This is a genomic window from Prevotella sp. C0026C3 (genome assembly GCF_056590795.1).
Genome location: NZ_JBWPWW010000005.1, coordinates 119,256 through 144,694, shown reverse-complemented (window position 1 = coordinate 144,694; position 25,439 = coordinate 119,256). Strand labels below are relative to the sequence as shown.

Genomic DNA, 25,439 nt, shown 5'->3' with positions numbered 1-25,439 from the left:
CTTTGGCAGTTCTCCTTTGTTGGAAGAGGTTAAGTGAGGATTGTCCCCTGTAGGTCTTCCTCATTCTAAAGAGAAAGTAAGAGATGTTAGTTCCCCGTAGGCACTCCCCTCTTTGGGAGGGGTTGGGGGAGGTTTTTACAGTGCATTTAGCACTTGTTCCTTGATTTGCTCCAACTCATCTTTCATCTTGACGACGATATTTTGCATCTCCGCCTGATTGCTCTTGGACCCAGTGGTGTTGATTTCGCGCCCCATCTCCTGAGCGATGAAGCCCAACTTTTTACCTATCGGTCCTTCTTCGGCCATTGTTTCGCGGAAGTATTTGAGGTGATTGGTGAGTCGTTGCTTCTCTTCATTGATATCTAATTTCTCGATATAGTAGATGAGTTCCTGCTCCAAACGGTTGGTGTCGTAAGTCACACTGGGTATTTGTTCCAGTCCTTTGACAATGTTAGCCTTGATTTTCTCAACGCGTGCCTGCTCATAAGGTTCGATACTGGTAAGCAGTTGTTGGATGTTGTCCACCTTTTCGGTAAACTTCTGTTGCAGTGCAGCACCTTCTTGGTGGCGGAATTCCACGAGGGCGTCGATGGCTTCGTTGATAGTTTGGAGAGCTACGGCCCATTCGTCGTCGGACAATACTTCTACTTCTGTGCGTGTAGTGACGTCGGGCATGCGCATCAATGTGTTGTACCAATCCTGTGGTTCGGGGATGCCGGCAGTGGCAGAAATCTGCTTGAGTTGTTTGTAATAGTTCTCTACCAGTGCCGCATTGATGGGAGTGGCGTCGAGTGCAGCATCTTTCTCAATCCAAATAGAGAAATCTATCTTGCCTCGTTGCAATGCCTGTGTGATAATCTGACGTATCTCCATCTCCTTCTCACGGTAGAGTGGGGCGATGCGAGTGGATAGATCAAGTGATTTACTGTTAAGAGATTTGATTTCTACATGAATCTTCTTCTCGTTGTAGATTGCGACAGATTTGCCGTAACCGGTCATAGATTGTATCATAATTCGAATCGCGTTAAATTTCTGCAAAAGTAAGAAAATTGCAGGAAAAATCTGTAAATTTGCGCTTTATTTAGAATATATTTGTAGTTATGTCGTGTATATTAAATATCGAGACGAGCACCGATGTTTGCTCGGTGTCCGTAGGACGCGATGGAGATTGTATCTTTAATCAAGAAGACCATAGCGGCCCTAATCATGCAGTGAAGCTCGGAGTGTTCGTAGACGAGGCTTTGGCATATATCGACGAGCAGGGTATACAGCTCGATGCGGTCGCTGTGAGCTGTGGTCCCGGTTCGTATACCGGTCTGCGTATCGGTGTCAGTATGGCTAAGGGTGTTTGCTTTGGCCGTTCGGCTAAACTCATCGCTATACCGACCTTGCAACTACTGTGTGTTCCGGTATTGTTGAAAGAACAGATAGAAGAAGAGAATGCTTTGCTCGTACCGATGCTCGATGCTCGAAGGATGGAAGTGTATGCTCAGGTAAATGACCGTGCATTGAAAGAAATACGTCCTATTCAAGCCGATATAGTGGATGCCGATACGTATAAGGAATACTTGGAACGTGGTCCGGTGTACTTCTTTGGCAATGGTGCAGCAAAGTGTATGGAGTCTATCAATCACCCCAATGCCCGTCTCATCAAGGACGTAGAGCCGTTGGCTAAATACATGTTGCCCTTGGCAGAGAAAGCTATGGCTGAGCAACGTTTTGAAGATGTGGCCTATTTTGTGCCTTTCTATCTGAAGGACTTTGTGGCAAAGATGCCGAAGAAATTGTTGTAAGATAAGCAAAAACCAAAAAATCCATTTCATGAATATCCAAGGATTAGACTATAATACCCAGCGCGAACGCTTGAAACTTCCGGAATACGGGCGAGAGATACAAAGCATGGTAGACTATGCGGTAGGACTCCCTACGAAGGAAGAGCGCCAACAGTGTGCTGAATCCATCATTGCCATCATGGATAGAATGTTTCCGCAAAACCACGATACTCAAGACTATTTGCAAAAGTTGTGGGATCATCTAGCTATCATGAGCGACTTTAAGCTAGATGTAGACTATCCTTTCGATGTGACAGAAGCAGTGAAGATGGGCGACAAACCTACGCCTGTGAGTTATCCGATGAAGTCGATTCCGGTACGCCATTATGGCTATATGCTGTTCGAGGTGTTTGAGAAATTGAAGACCATGGAGGAGGGTGTGGAACGTGATGAATTGATTCGCTTAACGGCCAACCAAATGAAACGTAATTTGGTTCAGTGGAGTCATGGCTCCATTGATGACGAGAAAGTAGCGTCGGATTTGGCGCGTTTTACTGACGGTAAAGTGCAATTAGACTTGTCTACATTCAAGTTTGATAAGATTATCGACCGCGAGCCCCAGACTACTAATAACAAGCGAAAGAGGAAATAATGGAGTCTTTTGTGATAGAAGGAGGGCATAAACTCCAAGGAACCATTAAACCGCAAGGTGCAAAGAATGAGGCGTTGGAGGTAATCTGTGCCACGTTGCTGACCCCGGAAGCTGTTAGAATAAACAATATCCCGGATATTCAGGATGTAAACAATTTGATTAAGTTGTTACAGACGATAGGGGTGAAAGTGACACGGCACAATAAGAACGACTATACATTCCAAGCCGATGAACTGGATTTGAGCTACTTGGACAGTTTGGAGTTTGTGAAAGCCTGTGCAGCTTTGCGTGGTAGCGTGCTGATGATAGGCCCGTTGCTTGGGCGATTTGGTAAAGCTACGGTGGCTAAACCCGGTGGAGACAAGATTGGTCGACGTCGTTTGGACACCCATTTCCTAGGTTTTAAATATCTTGGTGCGAAGTTTTCGCGTGAAGACGAGCGCGAGGTATTTCATATAGAAGCTCGCAAATTGAAGGGATGCTATATGCTCTTGGATGAGGCTTCGGTCACAGGTACGGCCAATATCATCATGGCGGCTGTGCTTGCTATGGGTACGACGACTATCTATAATGCTGCATGCGAACCCTATATTCAGCAACTTTGCCATCTGCTCAATGCGATGGGAGCTTGTATCAGTGGCATTGGTAGCAATTTATTGACAGTCGTTGGCGTATCATCGTTGCATGGTGCGACACATCGTATATTGCCGGACATGATAGAAGTGGGGTCGTTTATCGGTATGGCGGCCATGTGTGGCGATGGTATCAGAATCAAAGATGTATCAGTACGCGACCTAGGTATTATTCCCGATGCATTCCGCCGACTAGGTGTGAAAGTCAAGATTGAGGGCGATGATCTATGGATTCCGCCTACCAACCACTATGAGATAGACTCTTTTATAGACGGTACCATCATGACATTGGCCGATGCTCCGTGGCCGGGATTGACTCCCGATCTATTGTCGGTATTGTTGGTTGTGGCTACACAAGCCCGTGGTAGTGTGCTGTTCCATCAGAAGATGTTTGAAAGTAGATTGTTTTTTGTCGATAAATTGATAGATATGGGAGCACAGATTATCTTGTGCGATCCCCATCGGGCTGTCGTTATCGGACATGACCGTAAGCGTACTTTGAGGGCCGGAAGAATGACCAGCCCCGATATTCGCGCCGGTATCGCGTTGCTGATAGCTGCATTGAGCGCGTCGGGAACAAGCAAGATAGCCAATATTGCACAGATAGATCGTGGCTATGAGAATATAGAAGAGCGTCTCAACTCGCTTGGAGCTAAAATAATTCGTGTGGATGATTAAGACTGAAGACGTATATAAGATAGGTAAGATAGGCAAGCCTCATGGGGTGAAAGGAGAGGTTTCGATGTCTTTCACCGACGATGTCTTCGACCGAGTGGAGGCAGATTACCTCGTCTTGGAGATGGATGGAATCCTCGTACCTTTTTTTATGGAAGAGTATCGATTCCACAGTGAAGAGACGGCATTGGTGAAATTCTGCGATATTGAGACGCAGGAGCAGGCTCGACAGCTCACCGGTAGCATCGTATTCTTCCCTCGACATCTGTCTGATTCGGATGCGGAAAACGTGACATGGGCTGAGATTATCGGCTGGACGGTGCGCAATTCGCATGACGGGGAAGCTGTAGGAATCATCCGGCATGTGGACGACACCACTATCAATACGCTTTTTGAAGTGCTTGCTCCGGACGGGAAGGAGATACTCCTCCCTGCATCCGACGACCTGATAGCAGGCGTTGACCACGACAAACACGAAATAAGCCTGATGATACCCGATGGTATCATGGGGCTGGATGAATAGGAGAAACGACAATATGAAGAAACAAATATGTATCCTCGGTTCTACGGGTAGCATCGGAACACAGGCACTCGACGTTATCGAACAGCATAGCGACCTATACGAAGTGTATTGCCTGACGGCCAATAACCGCGTGGACGAACTGGCGGCGCAGGCTCGCAAGTTTCGTCCGGCAGCTGTGGTTATCGGCAATGATGCTCATTATGAGAGGCTGAAGGAATTACTCTCAGACCAACCGGACATTAAAGTTTATGCCGGACGAGAGGCTCTGGAGCAGATCGTCGAGGCCGAACCGATCGATATGGTGCTCACGGCGATGGTGGGATATGCCGGACTGGCACCGACCATCCATGCCATTAAGGCTCGCAAGAAAATTTGTCTGGCCAATAAGGAGACGCTGGTTGTGGCCGGAGAATTGATTTGCCGGTTGGCTCAAGAATACCATGCGCCCATCCTACCTGTCGATAGTGAGCACAGTGCCATATTCCAAAGCCTCGTCGGCGAAGACCATAATGAGATCGAGAAGATACTGCTGACCTGCTCCGGTGGGCCTTTCCGCAAGTTCACGAGTGAGCAGATAGCCCGCGTGACAGCCGCAGATGCACTCCGACATCCGACGTGGGAGATGGGTGCGAAGATAACTATCGACTCGGCATCGTTGATGAATAAGGGCTTCGAAGTGATGGAAGCGAAGTGGTTGTTCGGTGTTCCGGCCGATAAGATTCAAGTGCTTATCCATCCACAGAGCATCGTTCACAGTGCGGTACAGTTCGCTGATGGTGGCGTGAAAGCTCAATTGGGTGTGCCTGATATGCGACTTCCCATCCAGTATGCATTCTCTTTCCCCGATCGTCTGCCTCTGAATGGCGACCGATTGGACTTGTTCAAGCAGCCGTTGGAGTTCTTTGAACCGGATGTGAATAAGTTTAAATGCTTGGCATTGGCCTATGATGCCATTCAAAAAGGTGGTAATATGCCGTGTATCTTGAATGCCGCTAATGAGGTAGTAAACGAAGGTTTCCGTCGTGATAAGTGCTCATTCTTGGGCATGGCCGACATTATAGAGCAGACCATGCAGCAAGCTACTTTCGATGCTACGCCTACCTATGAGACTTATGTAGCTTCGGATGCGCAAGCACGTGCTATTGCCGGCGAGTTGATGGCAACGAAATTTTAATAATAAATAGAATCATTCATTTAGTCCAAACAACTATAGACAATGGAAATATTTCTGATAAGACTGCTACAATTCATGTTGGCAATCTCGTTACTAGTGCTGCTCCATGAGGGTGGGCACTTCTTTTTCTCTAAACTTTTCGGTGTTCGTGTTGAGAAATTCTACCTCTTTTTCGACCCTTGGTTTCATCTTTTCCAGTTTAAACCGCGCAAGAGTGATACGACATACGGTATAGGTTGGCTCCCACTTGGTGGATATTGTAAGATCTCCGGAATGATAGACGAGAGCTTCGACACCGAACAAATGAAGAAACCTGCCGAACCTTGGGAGTTCAGATCGAAGCCTGCGTGGCAACGACTCCTTATTATGATAGGTGGAGTGTTGGTGAATTTCTTGTTGGCTCTGTTTATCTATTCGATGGTTTTGTTCCATTGGGGAGAATCGTATGTGGCTGTCAAGGATATGACCATGGGTATGAAGTTCAATAAGGAAGCCAAAGTTTTGGGCTTCCACGACCATGATATATTAATAGGTACGGAGAAAGGTGATTTCAAAGACTACGGAGCCGACTTGTTCCGCGATCTTTCTGAGGCGCAAAGCGTGCGCATTGTTCGTGATGGAAAGGCCATGACGCTGCCTCTTCCGGGCGAGATTAATCTGCTTGGTATGTTGAAGACGGAACCTCGGTTCGTGTCTCCTTTCGTCCCGGCACAAGTAGATAGCGTGTTGGCAGGTTCTCCTGCTGCCAAGATAGGGCTTGCTAAGGGCGATGTGATGGTCGCTGTCAATGGCAAGGCTGTTGATTCTTACAATGAATTTATGGGAGAATTGGGGCGCTTGTCCGATGTGATGATGGATGCAAAGACTCCTCAGGATAGTCTGAAAGTACGCACGGCATCCTTCGTAGTCAAGAAAGCCGGCATCGAAAAACTTGATACCGTCAATACTATATTGACTTCCGATTTGAAGTTGGGATTCATTGTGAAGAATCTCTTCGATACTTATCAAGAGACACATGTGACTTATGGATTCTTCGAGAGTTTCCCTGCCGGAGTACGATATGGTTGGGATGTATTGTCGGGATATGTCAGCGATATGAAGTATGTGTTCACTGCCGACGGTGCAAAGAGCCTCGGTGGATTCGGTGCTATAGGCAGTCTGTTCCCTCCAACATGGGATTGGCATGTCTTTTGGTTGATGACTGCTTTCCTCAGTATCATCTTGGCTTTCATGAATATCCTGCCGATTCCGGCACTTGATGGCGGACATGTGTTGTTCCTTCTCTACGAGATGATAACGCGACGCAAACCAAGTGAGAATTTCATGATACGTGCCGAATACGTAGGTATTGGTATTTTGATGCTGCTGATGGTACTTGCCAATCTCAACGATATATTGCGTTGGCTTGGTTATATGTAATATAAAGTCAGTGAATTTTAATAGATGAGCAGTGTATCTATGCCAAGTTTGCATAGGTGCACTGCTTTTTTGTTGGTCTTAACTCTGCTTAGTAATTTTTTGAAAGAGTAATTTAGCTTTTTATGGAGCAAAATAGTCCGATTCTTTCTATAATTCAATCAAATGCGTTCTTTATAGTTAAAAAAGTTGTACTATTATAAGAATTGTTGTAATTTTGTCCCATAATTTTGATTAAGCAAGTAGTACAAGATTTAAGTCTGGGGGTACTTTTATTATTTTATTTATTTACATTATGCGTAAGATACTTTCTATTATTGCAGCCAGTGTTATAACACTGAGCGCAAGCGCACAAGGATTTGTGGGTAACAAGTTCTTTGATAACTGGTCTCTTGGAATTGAAGTTGGTGGTACAACAGCTACTAGCCATTTGGATCAAGTTCCCGGTTCTAATAAAGCTTTCAAACAAGGAGCTTTTTGGGGAGGCATGCGTCCTATCTTTGGTGCGGAATTAACTAAGATGATTTCCCCTGCTTTTGGACTCGCTATTCAAGATCATGCGGCAGTTAACTGGACGGATAGCAAGACAGTTGTAGATTACAACGACCTCGTTTTCTTGGCAAAGTTAAACTTGATGAACTTCTTTGGAGGCTACAAGGATACTCCTCGTACATTTGAGTTAGAAGGTGTATTGGGTGTGGGTTGGCGTTATTACTTCAATTCAGACCATATTGAGTATATCAATAATGGTAATCCCGGAACAGCTTATAAAGATGCTCAGGGCAATGTGTTGAACAATAGCTTCAGCGATGGCCGCGATTCTTGGATTACAAAGGCTGGTTTGAACTTCCTATTCAACTTGGGTGAGAAGAAAGCTTGGACTCTCTCTGTGAAGCCGGCTATCGTTTGGGATATGGATGGCTTTGCCGTTCAGCACAACAACGGTGCTCGTTTCGATATAAACCATAGCAATATTGAATTGATGGCAGGTCTTACTTACCACTTCAAGAGTTCTAACGGTGAACATCATTTTACGCTTGTTGAGCCTTGTGATCCTAACGTAATTGACGGCTTAACTTCTCAAATCAACGACTTGCGTAATCAACTTAATGACAAGGATGCACAAATTAACAACCTCAATGATGAGAATGCTCGTCTGAAAGAGATGTTGAATAAGCCTGCAGAGAATACTTCTGTGAAAGAATTCATTGCAACTCCTATTTCGGTATTCTTTAATATTGACAAGACAAATATTGCTTCTAAGAAAGATTTAGTAAACGTTCGTGCGTTGGCTAAGTATGCTAGAGAGAACAATTCTAACCTTCTTGTTACAGGTTATGCAGACAGTGCTACCGGTTCAGTTAAACACAACCAGTGGTTGTCAGAGCAGCGTGCTAAAGTTGTTGCTGATGAACTTGTCAACAATATGGGTATCGAACGTAGCAAGATTAAGACAGCTGCAAAGGGTGGTGTGAACGATTTGTCACCTATCTCATTCAACCGTCGTGCTACAGTTCAGGTTACAGAGTAATCTAGAATTATCATTCATATAAAAAGAGCGAATCCATTTGGGTTCGCTCTTTTTTTTGTTGTAGGCTTATAATACGATTCTTTTCTTTCTTGCTTAGTCCTTAATTCCAACCAATTCTACGGTGAATACAAGTGTAGAATAAGGTTTTATCTTTCCGGCTTGACGTTCGCCATAGCCCAACTCTTGGGGAATAAACAACTCCCATTTGCTACCTATAGGCATCATGGTTAATGCCTCTGTCCAACCTTTGATTACTTGATTGCAACGGAAAGATGTTGTTTGTGGATTACGATTGTAACTGTTGTCGAATTCGGTACCGTCAATCAACTTGCCCACATACTTCACCGTTACCTCTTGTTTCTCTGTAGGTTTAGCTCCGGTACCGGCTTTTAATACTTTGTATTGTAGTCCGCTAGGTAGTTTGATGACTCCCTCCTTCGTAGCATTACGTGCTAACCAATCAGCATTCTCTTTCTTGTAAGCTGCGTTCTTTAGCTCTTGGTCGGCTGCCATACGTTCACGGTACATCTTATCGGCAGCCGCTACTGTGTAGTAAGTGGTGTCGTTGGTTAGTGCAGCAATGAATCCTGCGTGGAACATATCTTGACTGATGGAGTCGCGAGTACCCTCAAAACTAGTACGTGCATGGGTGATGATGCGTTCGTTTACCATGTTGGCAATCTGTCCACCAGCATTGTAAGCTTTGAACTTCGGATCGTTGGAATGGCTCAATGCATCGCGAAATCCTTGTACGAAGTCGGCCATATAAGTAGTATCTACTTCATACTGTTGCTTGATAAAAGAGAGGAGGCCTTGCGTAGCCGCCATTCCGGCTGCATAACTCACTGAGTCACTTGGGGTCGCTAGTTTGATAGTAGCTACCGGTTGTGCTGTTGTTTTCTTCTTCTTTTTGTCTTTAGCTTGAAGAGTCAAGGCTTGTGCGCCCATCAAGAGGGCGATAGATAGTAAAATAGTCTTTTTCATTTTCATGCTTATTTATATGCAACAAACCCCCTCTCCACAGTGGGAAAGAGGGTTTGTTAGTTTCTCATATTGTGAGTAAACGACTTATTTAACGCTTAGCAATTCAATCTTGAAGATCAAAGCAGAGAAAGGTTTGATAGTACCTTGCTCACGCTCACCGTATGCTAAGTTCTGAGGAATGTACACTTCCCATACAGAACCCACCGGCATGTGAACCAAAGCGTCTGTCCATCCTTTGATTACCTGGTTGGCACGGAGGCTAACAGGGTTGCCACGTTGATAAGAACTGTCGAATACCTTACCGTCGATGGTCTTGCCTTCGTACTGTACTTCTACCATAGAAGTGTCTTTAGGCATAGCGCCCTTACCCTCTTTGATGACCTTATACTGTACACCGCTAGGTAATGTTTTCACACCGGCCTTGGTCTTGTTGGCTGCGAGGAACTTCTCACCGGCTTCTTTGTTTGGACCATATTGTTTCTCCATGTTTTTGCCCTTGATGCGTGTCATCAATGTCTGGGCGGTCATTTGAGCCTGCTCAATGGTCATTTTCACCTTGCCGGTTTTGCCGGTTGTACCAGCGATAAAGCCTGCCATGAAGTTCTTCATAGAGATAGTCTTGGTAGAATCATCGCCGAAAACTTCGTGATTGATACCCTTGAACATCTGCTGACTAATCTGCTGGCCAATCTGAATACCTGCATAGTAAGCAGCTTTCTTCTTGTTATCACCGGCGTTAGCACCTTCGTTCAAACCCTTGATGAAGTCTTCCATATAGGTAGTATCAATCTGCATACGACCTACTAGATACTCTTTCAAGCCCTGAGTCTGTGCCAAACCCATAGCATAACTCATGGTGTCGACATCATTTTTAAGATCAGCCTTAGGGGTTGAGTTGCCGCATGATGTCAGAGCGGCTACGCTGATAGCCAATGCGGCTACGATAGAAAGTCTTTTCATTGGTTTATAATTGAATTTTTAGAGTTTTCTTATCTCACTGCAATCAGTTCTACGTCGAAGATCAAAGCTGCGAATGGAGGAATTGATGCACCTGCACCGCGCTCGCCATAGCCTAACTGATAAGGAATGAAGAAGCGATACTTAGCGCCTTCCTGCATCAATTGGAGACCTTCAGTCCAGCCTGCGATAACTTGGTTCAAGCCGAATGTAGCTGTCTGTCCGCGGTCGTAGCTGCTGTCAAATTGTGTCCCATCAATCAATGTACCGCGATAGTGGCATTCCACTTGGTCGGTAGCCTTGGGGCTTTTACCGTTTCCTTCTAGCAATACCATATATTGCAGACCGCTAGCTGTGGTCTTTACGCCTTCTTTTGCAGCATTCTCTTGCAAGAAAGCTTCGCCCTCTTCTTTAGCCACTTTACCCTTTTCTGCGGCAGCCGCTTGTTGTTGAGCTTCTTTCTCGGCAAAGAAATTCTGTACGATGGTTTGCGCTTCTTGATCGTCGAGCTGTAACTTTGCGCCGGCAATCACATCTTTGATAGCCTGTGCAAAATCGTCAATATTCAAGCCCTCGGCACCCATTCCAGACAGTTGTCGGCCGATGCCCAATCCTAAAGCGTAACTAACTTTATCCATAAATCTATTTTCTGTTATTATAATAATGTGCTTATATTCCTGCAAAGTTAGCATTTTTATCTTACTTCCTTTCGTACAATAGCCAAAAAATCCTTAATTTTGTGGGAACAAGGGGGGAGTAAAGAAGTAGACAAGTTAACAAGTAAGCGTGTAGATTTGCCTAGAGAATGTGTAAGTGTATATCTATTTGGCTGTATCTTGTCTACTTGTTAGCTCGTCCACTTGTTAACTTTGAAGAACTCGTAAACTGTAAAATATGAAACATATTGTATTTCTAACTGGAGCAGGGATGTCGGTGGAGAGTGGATTTAAGACTTTTCGCGGCAATGATGGATTGTGGGAGAACTATCCGGTAGAGCAGATTGCTACCCATGAGGGATGGGAAGCTGACCCTACATTGGTGACTAATTTCTACAATATGTTGCGCAAGAAGCTCTATCAGGCGGCACCCAATGAAGGGCATCTACTCATCCACGAGTTGGAAAAACGGTTCGAGGTAACTGTCGTTACGCAGAATGTAGATAATCTACACGAGAAAGCGGGGTCGTCGCGAGTCATTCATCTGCATGGAGAACTGTCTAAAGTATGCTCTAGTCGTGCCCCTTACGACAACCGATATATACGCGAACTGCCCGAAGATGATTGTCAAATAAAACCCGGAACCAAGGCCGAAGATGGTTCGTTGTTGCGTCCTTTCATCGTGTTCTTTGGTGAATCGGTACCCATGATGGAACCCGCTGCAGTGGCAGCACACCAAGCTGACATCTTTGTTATTATTGGTACATCGCTCAATGTCTATCCAGCTGCCGGACTGGTACAATATGTTCGTCCCGAAGTTCCGGTTTATCTCATCGACCCAAATCCGGTGAATGCAGCTGGTGGTCGAATCGTTCAGATAGCCAAAGGAGCGTCCGAAGGTATGAGGCAGCTCGCTAAAGTATTGGAATAAACATGTTATTCATAGTCGGAGGGTGTCGAACGTAAGCGAAGATAGTCTCCGGTATGCGTATATGTACTACAATCATGGAGTAAAGAGATTGCAAATTTCCCCCGCGGACGAGACATGTCGCGTCCCTACAGAAGCCCCACCCCATCCCTTCCCATAGAGGGGAGGGCGACAGAAATAAAGCTTCCCCGTCCCACAACTAAATAACTTATCAACTCAAAAACTTACAAACTAAAGCCTAAACTCGTCTACTTGTCCACTTAAAACCTTCTCCCTCCCCTTTTGGGGAGGGCTGGGGTGGGGCTGTTGCAGCGGTTCCTCAGTATTGCTGCATGGCCTCTTCAGCATTCTTGCAAAGCCGAGACAGCATCGCTGCCTCGGCTTTGCAGCAAAGTAGTAGACAAGTTAACGAGTGGATAAGTAGACGAGCTTGAAGTGAGAAGTGGGGGCTTTTATTATCAAAATGATAATAGAGTTTCAAATAGTCTATTTATTTTCACTTTTTATGTTTACCTTTGTTGCTAAATAGAACAGCTGAAGTAATTACTTAAAAGATGAACTTAGATAGTGAATATCGTGATGGATACCTCGTCTCTGTAGAGATGAAAAAAATCTGGGCAATAGAACTAGATTTGCTTAAAAAACTCGTTGATATTTGCCGGAAGCACGATTTGCGTGTATGGATAGAAGGAGGTACGTTGCTAGGAGCGGTGCGGCATCAAGGATTTATCCCTTGGGATGATGATATAGACGTCACGATGCCTCGTCCGGATTATGAAAAGTTGCGGCTTATCTGTGCTAAGGAATTGGAGGCGCCTTACTTTTTGCAGACTCCTTATAATGATGAACATTATTGTTGTGGGCACGCTCAGTTGCGTAATAGTAATACCACGGCTGTGCGTCCGAGCGATTGTTACCGTCCTTATAACCAAGGAATATTTATAGATATATTCATCCTTGATGGCATGCCCGATGATATGGTAGAACGAAAGCAGCTGGTTAAGAATGTCCGCAGACGTTTGAGATGTCTCAAGTCGATAGATTATCCCATCTTGCTCTCAGGACGTTTAGGGCTGTTGTTTCGCAAGTACTGGTGGCGTCGCCAGGTGATGAAGTATGGATTTGCCCAACTATATCAGTATGTAGACGATTTGTTGTTGCAACATTCTTGGGATGATAGTCGGCAATTGGGACATGTGGCCTTTGCAGGAGATAGGTTTATATGGGATAAACACATCTTTGACCATACGACGATGCTATCTTTTGAGGGGTTACAAGTGCCTGCTCCGGGCGATTATGATGCATATTTGAAAGTGGTGTTCGGTCCCGATTATATGACTCCTGTCAAATGTCCGAATATGCATGGCGCCGTAGTGTTTGATACAGACCATAGCTATAAGGTACGGATGCCGGATATACGTCGGGCGTATAGACGCTCGGCAGTTAAACGATTACTAGCAAAACTATGAATATGAAAGAGCTAAAGAATTTGCTGAATTTTACAGTTGGACCGGTCATGTCGTCAGAGGCGGTTCGACAAATAGGCGGAGAGCAGGTGCCATATTTTCGTACCCCCGAGTTCTCGGAGCTGACATTTGATAGTGAGAGGCTTATCAAGCAGTTTGCGCATGCCGAAGATTCTGCAAGAGTATTGTTCTTGACCGGTTCTGGAACGGCTGCAATGGAAGCTACAGTGATGAATGTGCTGACTCCGGCTGATCGTGTTTTGGTTGTCAATGGTGGTAGCTTCGGCCATCGCTTCGTACAACTTTGCGATATTCATGGCCTGAATTACACCGAGATAAAGGTACCTATGGGTAAGCAGTTGACCGAATTGATGCTTCAACCATTTGCCGGTCAAGGTTTTACTGCGCTCTTAGTCAATGTGGGAGAGACCTCTACGGGTGTACATTATGATATAGATTTGATTAGTCGCTTTTGTCAAGAGCAAGATCTTTTGCTTGTGGTTGATGCCATAAGCTCATTCTTGGCCGACCCGTTTGATATGGCGTCACTGCATGTAGATGTGATGATTACTGGTTCGCAGAAAGCTTTAGCGTGTGCACCGGGTATCTCTGTGGTGGTTCTAGGCGAAAGGGCTTTGGCACGTGTAGAGGGAAATAAGGTAAGAAGTATGTACTTTGACCTGAAGGATGCACTGAAGAATGCAGAGCGAGGTCAGACTCCTTTCACTCCTGCCGTCGGAATCTTACGGCAGATAAATGCCCGACTTCATGAAATAGCAGAGGCAGGTGGCGACGCCATAGAGATAGAACGAACCCGCTTGTTGGCAGAAGACTTCAGGCAACGTATCCGTCATCTGCCGCTTGAATTGTTTGCTGAATCTCCTTCGAATGCCGTCACTTCGCTTCATCCATTGCATGCTTCGGCTTATGATATATTTGTTTGTCTCAAAGATGAGTACCATCTATGGGTATGTCCGAATGGTGGAGACTTGCGCGATAAAGTGTTTCGCGTAGGTCATATTGGTGCCTTGACTGTGGAGGACAATACGGTTCTGATAGATGCTTTGAACGACTTGCATACCAGAGGAATATTATGAAAAAGGTAATTACTTACGGAACATACGACCTTCTGCACCATGGGCACATCAAACTATTACAACGTGCCAAGGCATTAGGCGATTATTTGATAGTCGGAGTGACTGCTGACACTTTCGATAGGTCGCGTGGTAAAATCAACGTACAGCAATCTTTGATAGAGCGTATTAATAATGTGCGTGATACAGGATTGGCCGATGAGATTGTCGTAGAGGAATATATAGGGCAGAAAATCGATGATATTCGTCGTTTGAATGTGGATGTATTCACGGTTGGGTCGGATTGGAAAGGTAAGTTTGATTACTTAAAAGAGTTCTGTGAGGTCGTGTATCTTGACCGTACAGAGGGTATCTCAAGTTCTGAATTGCGTTGTGAACAGCGCGATATAAGAATAGGTTTGGTGGGCGACTCGGCCATTCTAAACAAATTTGAGAACGAAAGTCACTATGTGAATGGTGTTACTATCAGTGGTGTGTGTACGAATAATGGCAGCTTGTTGGCTGAACGACTTCATCAACTGCCTTGTGTGACAGACCAGCTAGATGAATTATTGAATGTTTCTGATGCCATATACGTGATTTCAAAGCCCGAAATGCACTATGAACATATATACCGTGCCCTCGGAAAAGGAAAACATGTGTTGTGCGAAACTCCAATAACTATCAAGGTAGAGCAATGGTGTGAATTGCAGCAGATGGCAAAGGACAAGGGATTGGTGCTTGCCGATGGATTGAAGACTGCTTATTCTATGGCCTATGACCGACTTTGTTTATTGGCTAAGAGTGGGGCAATTGGGAAGGTAGTTTCGGTGGATGCCACTTGTACAAGCCTGCAAGACATGGAAAGAATGCGCGAAGGGAATGGTCCATGTCCATGGAATAGCATTTGCGCATGGGGACCTACGGCTCTATTACCCATCTTCCAATTGCTAGGGACAGACTATATAAGTAAGCAAATCGTTACACATCTGCTGGATGAAGAGTTGTTCTTTGACGCCTTTACCAAGGTTTCTTTTGTCTATCCGCATGCTGTAGCCTCGTTGAAAGTAGGACAAGGAGTGAAGTCGGAAGGCGAACTCGTCGTGTCGGGAACAAAAGGTTACATCTATGTTCCGGCTCCATGGTGGAAGACAGATTACTTTGAAGTGAGGTATGAGAACCCTGCTGAGAATAAACGTTACTTCTATCAACTGGATGGCGAAGGCATTAGATACGAGATATTATCGTTTATCAAATCCATCAAGTCGTCGCGTAATGAATCTTATATAGACGTGAACACATCTGAAGCTATTATCCGTGTCATTCAAGACTTCTATGAAGGACGGGATGTTATCAGGATGTAGAGCCTATCTTTTACCTAATCTCTCGTGGATACCATCGCTATAGGCCTGCCACAACATGGGTAAGTCTTTCCATTGCCACGCCTTTGAGAAGGGCATGGTAAACAGAGCGGGAATGATATAACCAATCATTCCAATGAAGCTACGTAGGTAGCGAACGCCCCAATTACGGCCATAATGATGGTTCAGGTAGGCCTCGTTGCGTATTTGGTAATATCGTTTCCACTTCTTTTTTTGATTGCGTGTGACCCATGTATCATCATTGAAGAACTTATGTTTGTCCATCAAGGCATCCGGAATATACTGTAAACGGAAGCCGGATAGATGGGTTCGTAGGCAATAGTCGGTGTCGTCGCAGAAGATAAACAACTCTTTGTTGGGTAAACCAATTCTCTCTACGACCGTGCGATTGATGAGTGGACCTTCGAAGTCGGCTCCAACAATCTCTGTGGCTTGGCTTATTTGCTGTTTGGCTAGTTTTCGTCCGTGCATGGAAGCTAATGGATTGGTGAAGTCGAATTTTTGAAATTCATGTGTAAACACTTGTCCGTCGAGTAGTCGTCGGGGCGAGAGTATGCCGATACTGGGTTGCTCTATGTATTTCAATAATTGTATTAAGCAGTCGGGGCGTGGGAAGACATCGTCGTCCATACACCATATCCAATCGGCTCCATCGGTATAAGCTCGCTGGATACCGGTATAGAATCCGCCACTTCCGCCCACATTCTCTTGGTGTATGACAGTTAAATCGGTTTGCTCATCAAGCCATTCGCAGGTTCCATCTGTACACCCATTGTCGACAACAATGACTTTTGAAAGGCCTTGTTGTTGGCGAAGCGAGGCTATACCGCGCTGGAGTAGTTCTATACGATTGTATGTTACGACTACGGCAATAATCTTTTTTATTTCAGTCATACGCCTACTTTGTCAATTGATTGATGGCTTCTTGCAATGCCTTTGTGAAGTAATGACCGGTCCGAAGCTGCTCGTTTACCCGATATACTTGCTTCTTCATCTCGTCGTATTGCACAGCTGTAATGCTTGGGAGTATGTCGTTAAGCTCTTCGAGAGAATCTATACAGATTCCGATACCTTCTTCTTGGACGACGTTTGCAAGGGCTGCTTGTCGCCAAATGATAATGGGAAGACCGGCACGGAGATAAAATGAGACCTTATGAGGGCTGTTCCAACGGAGGTATTCGCCGAAAGCTCCGCTGCAAGTATGAGTATCTGCACCATCCCAAACGAGTCCGAAATGTCCGTCTACATGCTCTATGAAGTCTTCGGAGGCCATAAATCCCTCTATCTTGACGTGCTTACTGTCTGCTAATCCGGGCAATCCGTTCTTGTTACCATAGATTACCAATTGATAGTTTTGTGCTTGTTGCGACATTAATCGTAGGAAGCTGTTCTTCCGTTCGGCTAATGCTCCGGCATATATAACGCGTGGACAATCGGTCAAGGTTGTTTGTTTCTGATGGATAGTATGACTTCGATAATCGAAGAGACTTAGCGAACCCAATGGGTGTTTATATCCTTTCGTGTGGAGCCATTGCTTCATTGTCTCGTTAGAAGCGATTACATAGTCAGCGCACATTAGTCGCTCTATCTCTTGTTTTACGCCAAGTCGCTTCCTACGCATGGAACCGAGATCATGAATTAAGGCTATGGTTGAGGCGCCACGCAACTTTGCAAATCGGCAAATAAATGCAAAATATTTCTTGATAGGGTATTGAAGTACGATTAAATCTCCACGTCGTATCGTGCATATCGTCTTTAGAATGCCGGCCAAATCGAGAAAAAATGTCAGTATCTTACTGTTATAATAGGTTGTTGGCAGGCCTAGATTATGTGCCTGTAAGCCCCTAAGCGTCTCCTCGTTATCGGTTTTGGCTTTATTACCAGAGCCATTTACGCCTCGATAATTGCGCGATATGTAGCATAATCGTTTCTTTTTCATAGTTCAAGTTTAAAAGGAATGTTGTGTTTACGTTGATAGTTTATCCAAAAGCGACGGCGCAGTTTCAACGCTCTGTCAACGACTTCTTGTGGTATGATGCCCCGTTCTTCGGCATAATGTTGCATCAATAATATGAAAAAAGCTTTGGGTCCCCACATTCGTTTAAGGTTGTTGATACCCTTATTGATACTTACCGGGCCAAAGTACATGCGATTGGTGTCTACCAATGAGAACTTGAATCCATCCTCATCATGCTTCCACAGTATATTGCCGGGAGTGAAATCAAGGTGCATGATGTTCTTGTTGTGCGTGCTGGCAGCTAGATGTGCAAGTGCTTTAGCCATGGGTTCGTATAGTTCAGGAGTAGCATTCCCCATATCATAGAGCGTATGTGGATAGTCGCATTGCTCACTAATGAAGTACGTATATCCCAATAATCCGGCCTGTCGTTCCTCTATATATGCGATAGGTGTGGGACTGTTGATACCGTTGCGCAAGAGTATGGCAGGGTATTCAAAGGCTCTCTGTCCCTTGGGTTTACGCAATCCGCATGAATATATCAATCGGTTCAGTCCATTGGGTACATGGTATCGTTTCACATTCAGCTTCTGGCCGTCGGGTGTTTCCATCACTTTTATCTCATTGCGGAGGTGATATATGGTAGTACCCTCGGCTTCGAAACGAGATGGAATACGCTCAATGTAGCTTCTCAGATATTCGTATGTAGGATTTAACAACATCATGCTTGCTTGCCTTCCATTCTTTTATTGTATTCTTCGTGCGTACGTTTCCATCGGTTATGGCTCCATAAATAGTATTCGGGATTGCGTCGAATAGTCTGTTCTAACAACTCGAAGAAACGGCGGGTAATCTCGTGTTCGGGCAGCTCATTGGGCATTTTGGTAATGAGATGATACGTACAAGTGTAGTAACCGCGACGTGGTCGGCTCATCTCTACGTAATAAACGGCATTGTTTAGCTTCCTCATGAGGCGTTCACTACCGGTAAATACGGGTGTATCGTGATTGAGAAAAGGCAACCAAAGGTGGATATTCTCCCATTTTGGGGTTTGGTCTGATATATAACCGAAGAACGAGTTGATGCCTTGTTGCTTGTAGGCGAGTAGGTATCGGAGTGTATCTTGTTTGGGAATGGGAACTCCATTAGCTTGTGACGAACGTATGCGGCGGAACAATTCGTCAAAAAAATGATTGCTAAGAGGGTGGTAGACGAGTCCGCAACGGCTCTCTTTTGGTAATTCCATACCCACACATGAGAGCCATTCCCAGTTACAATAATGCCCTAGGATGGCTGCTACCGATTGTCCGTTATCGAAACATTCGATGATTTCTTGGGAGTTTTGGATAGTGAATCGATGCTTCAATTCCGTGTCACTGATGCTTAGCAACTTGATGGCTTCGAGTGTATAATCGCAAAACCAGTGGTAAAATCTTCTTTCGATGTGTGCTATCTCTGCCTCATTTTTGTCGGGGAAAGCAGTCGACAGATTCTTTCTAACGATTTCACGACGGTATCTCAATAGTCTGTATACAAGTAGATAGGCTATATCGGAGATACAATAAAGAACGCGGAAGGGTAGGAGCGAGAGGGTGTAAAAGACACCAAAAGCCAATTTCCTCCAAAATCCCAACTGCTCTTCGTGTTGGAGTTGGGACGCAGAATTCGTCGTTTGACAGTTTAGTCTCGTCATGTTTGTATTCTCAGTATAGTCTTATTTACTCTCTCTTTCTTAGCGATAAGAGTGGGGAAGTCCCCTTATTTCTGCATTTCGTTCAGCTTCTTGTAGTATCCGTCTTTCTCTATCAGCTCGTCATGCGTGCCACGTTCCACGATACTTCCGTCGTGCAACACGCATATTTCGTCTGCATGTTTGATGGTAGAGAGGCGGTGTGCCACAGCAATCGTGGTACGTGTGCTCATCAAGTGTTCCAATGCGTCTTGTACCAGACGTTCACTTTCGGTATCAAGAGCACTTGTTGCTTCGTCCAGAATAAGAATGGGCGGATTCTTTAAGATAGCTCGTGCAATGCTTACACGCTGTCGTTGACCGCCCGACAGTCGTCCTCCACGATCGCCGATGGATGTATTATAGCCGTTCTCCGACTGCATAATGAACTCGTGGGCATTCGCTATTCGCGCTGCTTGTTCTACTTGTTCAGGCGTAGCATTGTCGGTTCCGAAAGATATGTTGTTGAAGAACGTGTCGTTGAAGAGTATTGCTTCTTGGTTCACATTGCCTATCAATTGTCGTAAATCGTGGATTCCTAGGTCGCGAACATTGACTCCGTCGATGAGTACTTCGCCTTCTTGAACATCGTAGTAACGCGGAATGAGGTCGACAAGGGTAGATTTTCCGCTACCACTTTGACCCACCAAAGCTACTGTTTTACCCTTCTCTATCACGAGATTGATGTCGCGTAGCACCCATTTCTCGGCATATTTGAACGATACATGGCGGAATTCTATCTGATGTTTGAAGCTACTGATATGCTTCGGATGGTCTGTCTCTTTGATGGAAATCTCTGCTAATAGAATTTTATCTACGCGCTCCATCGATGCTAAACCTTTCGGAATGTTGTATCCGGCCTTTGAAAATTCCTTCAAAGGATTAATGATTGAGTAGAGTATTACGAGGTAGTAGATGAACGTCGGACCGCTGATAGTCTGGTTGTTTAGTACTAGTATACCGCCAAACCAAAGCACAATGACTATCATAACCGTCCCTAAGAATTCGCTCATGGGATGTGCCATCTGCTGTCGGATATTTACTTTCATGATGTTATCGCGGTATTCCGAGTTGATACGGTCGAACCGTTGGTTCATCTTCTCTTCTGCACAGAAGGCCTTGATGATGCGTAATCCGCCGAGAGTTTCCTCTACTTGACTCATCGTATCGCTCCATAAAGCCTGTGCTTTGATACTTTTGGCTTTCAGTTTGCGCCCTACATAGCCCATCAACCAGCCGAACAAGGGGACGAAGATGACTGTAAACAGGGTCAATTGCCAACTTATAACAACCAACGTAGCAAAGTAAGCGATGATGAGGATTGGGTTTTTGAAGAGCATATCAAGGCTCGACATGATGGAACTTTCAATTTCCTGCACGTCTCCACTCATACGGGCAATGATGTCACCTTTACGTTCTTCTGAGAAGAAAGAGAGTGAAAGGGCATTTATTTTACGGTAAAGTTGATTGCGTATATCGCGTACTATACCGGTTCTGATGGGTATAATGGTGGCCGACGATAGGAAATATGCCCCTGTTTTCAGGAATGTCATGAGTGCCAAAAACAGTCCGATGATGAGCAATGTCGTCGTTGCACCCATATCGCCTATCATCGATTGCACGTAATAGTTGACATTATTGCTCAGTACTTCTTTTGCTGAGGCGTCGTCCCATGCCATCAATGCCGTTACTTTTGTGGTATCTCCGGTATTAAAGAGAATCTGTAATATCGGGATTAATGCGGCAAACGAGAAGATATTTAGTACTGCCGAGAGGATGTTAAACATCACCGATAGTATCAAATACCGCTTGTATGGCGGCACAAATCGTTGTAATATCTTGAAGAATTCTTTCATTTATTCTCGGTCAATCCAATTCTCTATTTGGAGATTTGGGATTCTTTCCAAATGTTTAGTATTCTCTGTTACCATCACACATTGATTGATGATGGCCGTAGAACCTATCAATAAATCAAAATTGTCTATCAGATTCCCTTGCTCCCTTAGTAAAGCTTTTGTTTCAGCAAAGACCTCCAAGCAGTCATAGATAGGTAAGACGTCGAAGACTTTAATAAGCGATGAAATCTCATCTCTATTGCGTGGATTCTTACCAACGGCAGCACCATATAGCAACTCGGCCACTGTTATTTCTGAGATATAGCAATTCTCAATACCCACACTTTCTATCTTTTCAGGAATATGATATTTATTCTTGAAATAAGAAATGCAGATATTTGTATCAAGCAAATATTTCCGTCTAGTCATTTAAAGGAAGTATTTCGCGTTCGTAATCGGCTTTTCTACCTTCGGCAATGGTTTCTTCGATAGTATCCATACTCGGATCATTCTCCCAAACACCTGCCAACTGTTTGAAAAGTTTATATCTTTCAGTCTGCTTTGCCATATTATTCCTTTCTTTTCTAGCTTCTTCGATGAGCCTTTCTCCAAGTCACTGCTTATTACTATAGCTTAGTGAAAATGAATTGATATAATCTAATAGATTGTTGAGTGGAACTTGTGCCTGCATAAAACCTCCTTTTTATTCGTCTTCCTTGCAAACTTACACAAAAGTTTTGATATTCCATACAATGCGAGGGATTTATCATTGTGAGGCAATGCACAATAGGGATGTAGCAAGAATGATAAATGCTAGCACTAGAGATGGCATGTAGTCTGTCTCGCAAGGTCTCATACCGATGATTGGTAGACTGGCTATAGGGAGACGGAGTACACTCCGTCTCTACTGTTCGACACTGCTTTTTATAGGTGTTTTTGTTGGCGTTGAACTTACACTTCTTCTCCAAACAGTGTGGCACTCGTGCTTCCGGTGATTCTCACTTTCACGAATTCACCGATATGATGGTTGCCTTTATCGAAGATGACAGCCTTGTTTTGTTCGGTTCTACCCATCAATTGCTGGCGACTGCGTTTGCTGAATCCCTCTACAAGTACTGTAAATTCCTTGCCTTCATCCTTTTTATTCTGCTCGGCACTGACCTCTGTTTGCAATTGTATCAACTCGTTCAAGCGGGCAATCTTTTCTTCTTCCGGCACGTTGTCGGGTAAATGTTTGGACGCATAAGTACCCGGACGCTCGCTGTATTTGAACATGAAGGCCGAGTCGAAGCCTACCTCGCGTACCAACGATAACGTCTCTTCAAAGTCGGCACGGCTCTCGTTGTGGTAGCCGATGAATATATCGGTGGTGATACCGCATCTGGGGATGATGCGACGGATATTGTCTATCATCTTCAGATACTCTTCGCGGGTGTATTTGCGGTTCATCAGTTTGAGCTGACTGTTGCTTCCACTCTGTGCCGGGAAGTGGATATGACGGCATAGGTTGGGCTCTTCGGCGATGGCATACAGGATGTCTTCGCTCATGTCTTCGGGATTTGAGGTGGTGAAACGTACGCGCATGTCGGGTACCGATTGCGCTACTGTCCTCAATAGTTGGGCGAACGAGGTGCTGCCTTCTTCGCGTTTGCCCGATGGCGACAGTCCGTAGCTGTTCACATTCTGTCCGAGTAGTGTTACTTCTTTGAATCCCTTGTCGTGTAGGTCGCGCACTTCTTTCAAGATGCTTTCTACATCTCGCGAGCGTTCACGGCCACGGGTGAAGGGCACAATACAGTAGTGGCAGAAGTTATTGCAGCCACGCATGATGCTCACAAAGCCACTCACATGGTTTCCACCGATACGTTGTGGCACCACATCGCGATAGGTCTCGGTCTTTGAAAGCTCGATGTTCATGGCCTTATGACCTGTCTCTACTTGCGCAATCATATCGGGCAGGTTCAGATAACTGTCGGGGCCGCATACCAAATCGGCATGGTGATTGTTGATTAAGTTGTCTCTCACGCGTTCAGCCATACAGCCCAATACGCCCAAAATCAGTTGTCTGCCTTTCTTTTGTTCGGCATGTAATGTTTCTAATCGGTTGTAAATCTTGTTCTCCGCATTCTCTCTGATGCTGCAAGTGTTCATGAATACAGCGTCTGCTTCGTCTTCTTTCTCGCAGATTTCGTATCCTGCCATCTGCATTACAGAGGCTACTACCTCGCTATCAGCAACGTTCATCTGACAGCCGTAGGTTTCTATATATAATTTCTTCATCCGTTTTAATTGGTTATATGGATCATCTGGGATGTGAGTTATCCGATGCAAAGGTAGTGTAAATCAATAAGATAAGCAAGTAAACGACTTTTTTTGTGATGATGACCAAGCTACTTGTTGATACACATTTAGTCTTATTCTCTTGTGGAATGAATAACTAATAAACTCAAAAACTTATGAACTCAATTTGCTGCAAAGGCGAGGCAATATTGCTGCAAAGCCTGGACAGCGTTGCTGAAGAACCGAGGCAGAAAGACTGGGGAGGCACTGCAAAAGCCCTTCTCCAACCATCTACAGCCCCACTCCAACCCTCCCCAAAAGGGGAGGGAGATGGTTTTAAGTTGACAAGTAGACGAGTTTAGGTTTTAGTATTTAAGTTTTTGAGTTTATAAGTTTTAAGTTGTGGAATCGAAAAGGCTCATCTCTTTCTCCCTCTTCTTTTGGAGAACCATCGGTCATCGACCGAGTAGTCGCAGTCGACTCAACCGGTGCGATAGAAAACGAGGGAGATAATGGCGGGGGAGAGACTCCTGTAGAGACGGAAAGTTTTCCGTCTCACAAGCAAAAGGGTGCAAAAAACAAGTCCCATCTTAGCTCTTTCTCAAGGGGAAGAATGTTGTATTGAGTTGATAAGTTATGGGTTGGGAATTAAGTTCATGAATTTTTGAGTTCATGGGTTCTTTGTTCTTCCTTCCTCTTTGGGGAGGGATAGGTTGGGTTTTATGGTGTATGAGATTGGTGTACACACCATCTCTACAAAGCAAATATAAAGGTCATTGCTGGTCTTGTTTGATGGATTCTATCAGTCGGGCGAACATTTCGCGCATGCCGTAAGCCGGTTTCCAGCCCAAGGCCTGCATGCGCCCGGTGTCCAATCGCAGCTTAGTGGTGGGCGAGTAGCCCATTCCCTCGGTCAGGTTGACGACTACTTGCACGATAGGATTGAACTCGTGGCAGAGCATGCGAGCCATGTCGACGATAGAAATATAGGTCTCTTCGTTGGCTATGTTGTAAGCCCGACCGCTTTCTCCTTGTGTCGCAAGACAGAGCATGGCAGCCATGGCGTCCGTCGTGTAGCAGTAGCAGCGGCTCAATTCGCCCGTGGTGTGCAGTTCAATGTCGCGACTGTCGATGATGGCGCGGGCAAACTGGGCAAACACCCGGTTGTCGTCGGCTGCCACACCGGCTCCAAACGTCTGTGCCAGTCGGGCTATCCTGACAGGCAGTCCGTACTCGGCGGCATAGGCATGGCATAGGCATTCGGCCGCGCGCTTGGCCATGGGGTAGCTGCTGCGCGTGTCCATAGGGTCTAAGAATCCCTGCCGGTCTTCGGTCAGCGGTGTGGAATCGTCGTACACCGTGCCGTAGACTTCGAGCGTAGATGCATAGACCACCGACTGCACGGCATGTCTTCGGGCATACTCAAGCAGCGTGCGTGTACCGTCGAGGACGGTCGTAAAGGTCTCCGCGGGATGTTCTACGAAGTAGCGCGAGGCCGTGGGAGCAGCGAAATGGATGATATGTGTGGGTGCCTCGTTGGGCAGGAAGGGCAGCGAAGCGGCGAAGTCGTAGACATAATATTGATGCTGTGGCGTGGCCGCACCGAGCAGCTGGGTGGCTTTTTCTAGGTTTCTCACCACGCTGATGATGCTGATATGGAGCTGTTGTTGCTCGTTGAGAGCCTGCAGACAGCGTACCATGCACGAGCCAAGGAGTCCGGTGGCACCAGTCACCATGATTCGGCTGCCTCGCAATGCGCTACCGTCAAAGTGGGCGGCAAAGCGGAGAAAGTCTTCTTTCTGGACGTTGTTCATCGT

The 25,439-nt window shown here is 45.3% G+C and carries 24 protein-coding genes; 11 read left to right on the top strand and 13 right to left on the bottom strand.

Translation table 11 applies throughout. The features are described from left to right. Positions 1–135: 135 nt before the first annotated feature. Entirely contained in the window at positions 136–1,011 is an 876-nt protein-coding gene (locus tag AC1EK4_RS04815; RefSeq protein ID WP_036896808.1) for a YicC/YloC family endoribonuclease, read from the bottom strand. A gap of 89 nt (positions 1,012–1,100) precedes the next feature. Between AC1EK4_RS04815 and tsaB the strand changes: the two genes are divergently transcribed. The 7 genes from tsaB (at position 1,101) to AC1EK4_RS04780 (ending at position 8,375) form a co-directional block, all read left to right on the top strand. After that, positions 1,101–1,793: a tRNA (adenosine(37)-N6)-threonylcarbamoyltransferase complex dimerization subunit type 1 TsaB gene (gene tsaB / locus AC1EK4_RS04810; RefSeq protein WP_480357212.1), complete on the top strand. Its 693-nt coding sequence runs from the start codon at positions 1,101–1,103 to the stop codon at positions 1,791–1,793. 28 nt (positions 1,794–1,821) lie between these two features. Beyond that, positions 1,822–2,424, top strand: coding sequence for a DUF4290 domain-containing protein (locus tag AC1EK4_RS04805; protein ID WP_036896812.1), 603 nt, complete (start codon positions 1,822–1,824; stop codon positions 2,422–2,424). After that, the gene (gene murA / locus AC1EK4_RS04800) at positions 2,424–3,734 is read left to right on the top strand and encodes a UDP-N-acetylglucosamine 1-carboxyvinyltransferase (RefSeq protein ID WP_480357211.1); all 1,311 of its coding nucleotides are present in this window, start codon (positions 2,424–2,426) and stop codon (positions 3,732–3,734) included. The genes AC1EK4_RS04805 and murA overlap by 1 nt, the downstream gene beginning before the upstream one ends. Then, complete coding sequence (gene rimM, locus AC1EK4_RS04795) at positions 3,727–4,254, top strand: ribosome maturation factor RimM (protein WP_480357209.1); 528 nt, start codon at positions 3,727–3,729, stop codon at positions 4,252–4,254. Before murA ends, rimM begins: the two co-directional genes overlap by 8 nt. Before the next feature lie 13 nt (positions 4,255–4,267). Further along, on the top strand, positions 4,268–5,428 hold the full coding sequence (locus AC1EK4_RS04790) for a 1-deoxy-D-xylulose-5-phosphate reductoisomerase (protein WP_036896873.1): 1,161 nt from the start codon (positions 4,268–4,270) through the stop codon (positions 5,426–5,428). A gap of 42 nt (positions 5,429–5,470) precedes the next feature. After that, the gene (gene rseP, locus AC1EK4_RS04785) at positions 5,471–6,847 is read left to right on the top strand and encodes an RIP metalloprotease RseP (protein ID WP_480357207.1); all 1,377 of its coding nucleotides are present in this window, start codon (positions 5,471–5,473) and stop codon (positions 6,845–6,847) included. A gap of 292 nt (positions 6,848–7,139) precedes the next feature. Continuing rightward, on the top strand, positions 7,140–8,375 hold the full coding sequence (locus AC1EK4_RS04780) for an OmpA family protein (RefSeq protein ID WP_062433453.1): 1,236 nt from the start codon (positions 7,140–7,142) through the stop codon (positions 8,373–8,375). Between the two features lie 93 nt (positions 8,376–8,468). Here AC1EK4_RS04780 and bamJ (AC1EK4_RS04775) read toward each other — a convergent pair whose 3' ends face one another. From bamJ (AC1EK4_RS04775) to bamJ (AC1EK4_RS04765), 3 genes are all read right to left on the bottom strand, one after another. Then, positions 8,469–9,359: a BamJ family beta-barrel-assembly machinery protein gene (gene bamJ, locus AC1EK4_RS04775; protein ID WP_036896821.1), complete on the bottom strand. Its 891-nt coding sequence runs from the start codon at positions 9,357–9,359 to the stop codon at positions 8,469–8,471. 84 nt (positions 9,360–9,443) lie between these two features. Further along, positions 9,444–10,319, bottom strand: coding sequence for a BamJ family beta-barrel-assembly machinery protein (bamJ, locus tag AC1EK4_RS04770; protein WP_036896822.1), 876 nt, complete (start codon positions 10,317–10,319; stop codon positions 9,444–9,446). A 29-nt stretch (positions 10,320–10,348) separates the two neighbouring features. Further along, positions 10,349–10,954 carry a BamJ family beta-barrel-assembly machinery protein gene (bamJ, locus tag AC1EK4_RS04765; RefSeq protein ID WP_480357204.1) on the bottom strand — a complete coding sequence of 202 codons (606 nt, stop codon included), beginning with the start codon at positions 10,952–10,954 and terminating at the stop codon, positions 10,349–10,351. Positions 10,955–11,210: 256 nt separating this feature from the next. Here bamJ (AC1EK4_RS04765) and AC1EK4_RS04760 point away from each other — a divergent pair, with 256 nt between their 5' ends. From AC1EK4_RS04760 to AC1EK4_RS04745, 4 genes are all read left to right on the top strand, one after another. After that, complete coding sequence (locus AC1EK4_RS04760; protein ID WP_036896824.1) at positions 11,211–11,903, top strand: SIR2 family NAD-dependent protein deacylase; 693 nt, start codon at positions 11,211–11,213, stop codon at positions 11,901–11,903. Positions 11,904–12,454: 551 nt separating this feature from the next. Next, positions 12,455–13,369, top strand: coding sequence for a LicD family protein (locus AC1EK4_RS04755; RefSeq protein ID WP_052052817.1), 915 nt, complete (start codon positions 12,455–12,457; stop codon positions 13,367–13,369). Beyond that, the gene (locus tag AC1EK4_RS04750; protein WP_480357201.1) at positions 13,366–14,463 is read left to right on the top strand and encodes a pyridoxal-phosphate-dependent aminotransferase family protein; all 1,098 of its coding nucleotides are present in this window, start codon (positions 13,366–13,368) and stop codon (positions 14,461–14,463) included. The genes AC1EK4_RS04755 and AC1EK4_RS04750 overlap by 4 nt, the downstream gene beginning before the upstream one ends. Next, the gene (locus tag AC1EK4_RS04745) at positions 14,460–15,803 is read left to right on the top strand and encodes a Gfo/Idh/MocA family oxidoreductase (RefSeq protein WP_036896826.1); all 1,344 of its coding nucleotides are present in this window, start codon (positions 14,460–14,462) and stop codon (positions 15,801–15,803) included. The genes AC1EK4_RS04750 and AC1EK4_RS04745 overlap by 4 nt, the downstream gene beginning before the upstream one ends. A gap of 3 nt (positions 15,804–15,806) precedes the next feature. On the opposite strand, the gene AC1EK4_RS04740 is transcribed toward AC1EK4_RS04745, so the two are convergent. The 9 genes from AC1EK4_RS04740 to AC1EK4_RS04700 all read right to left on the bottom strand — a co-directional run bounded on the left by AC1EK4_RS04740 (position 15,807) and on the right by AC1EK4_RS04700 (position 25,436). After that, entirely contained in the window at positions 15,807–16,715 is a 909-nt protein-coding gene (locus AC1EK4_RS04740) for a glycosyltransferase family 2 protein (RefSeq protein ID WP_036896829.1), read from the bottom strand. Positions 16,716–16,719: 4 nt separating this feature from the next. After that, a complete protein-coding gene (locus AC1EK4_RS04735) occupies positions 16,720–17,760 on the bottom strand; it encodes a glycosyltransferase (protein WP_480357200.1) in 1,041 nt (346 codons plus the stop codon). Beyond that, positions 17,757–18,503, bottom strand: coding sequence for a lipopolysaccharide kinase InaA family protein (locus tag AC1EK4_RS04730; RefSeq protein WP_480357199.1), 747 nt, complete (start codon positions 18,501–18,503; stop codon positions 17,757–17,759). Before AC1EK4_RS04730 ends, AC1EK4_RS04735 begins: the two co-directional genes overlap by 4 nt. Continuing rightward, positions 18,500–19,471, bottom strand: coding sequence for a lysophospholipid acyltransferase family protein (locus AC1EK4_RS04725; RefSeq protein ID WP_084589718.1), 972 nt, complete (start codon positions 19,469–19,471; stop codon positions 18,500–18,502). The genes AC1EK4_RS04730 and AC1EK4_RS04725 overlap by 4 nt, the downstream gene beginning before the upstream one ends. Before the next feature lie 65 nt (positions 19,472–19,536). Then, positions 19,537–21,363 carry an ABC transporter ATP-binding protein gene (locus AC1EK4_RS04720; protein ID WP_480357198.1) on the bottom strand — a complete coding sequence of 609 codons (1,827 nt, stop codon included), beginning with the start codon at positions 21,361–21,363 and terminating at the stop codon, positions 19,537–19,539. Continuing rightward, complete coding sequence (locus AC1EK4_RS04715; protein ID WP_062433479.1) at positions 21,364–21,771, bottom strand: type II toxin-antitoxin system VapC family toxin; 408 nt, start codon at positions 21,769–21,771, stop codon at positions 21,364–21,366. Continuing rightward, entirely contained in the window at positions 21,764–21,910 is a 147-nt protein-coding gene (locus AC1EK4_RS04710; protein ID WP_156431034.1) for a hypothetical protein, read from the bottom strand. Before AC1EK4_RS04710 ends, AC1EK4_RS04715 begins: the two co-directional genes overlap by 8 nt. Before the next feature lie 383 nt (positions 21,911–22,293). After that, the gene (gene miaB / locus AC1EK4_RS04705; RefSeq protein WP_062433482.1) at positions 22,294–23,622 is read right to left on the bottom strand and encodes a tRNA (N6-isopentenyl adenosine(37)-C2)-methylthiotransferase MiaB; all 1,329 of its coding nucleotides are present in this window, start codon (positions 23,620–23,622) and stop codon (positions 22,294–22,296) included. A 773-nt stretch (positions 23,623–24,395) separates the two neighbouring features. Next, positions 24,396–25,436, bottom strand: a complete 1,041-nt coding sequence (locus tag AC1EK4_RS04700; protein ID WP_062433485.1) for an NAD-dependent epimerase/dehydratase family protein — start codon at positions 25,434–25,436, stop codon at positions 24,396–24,398. Positions 25,437–25,439: the final 3 nt, after the last annotated feature.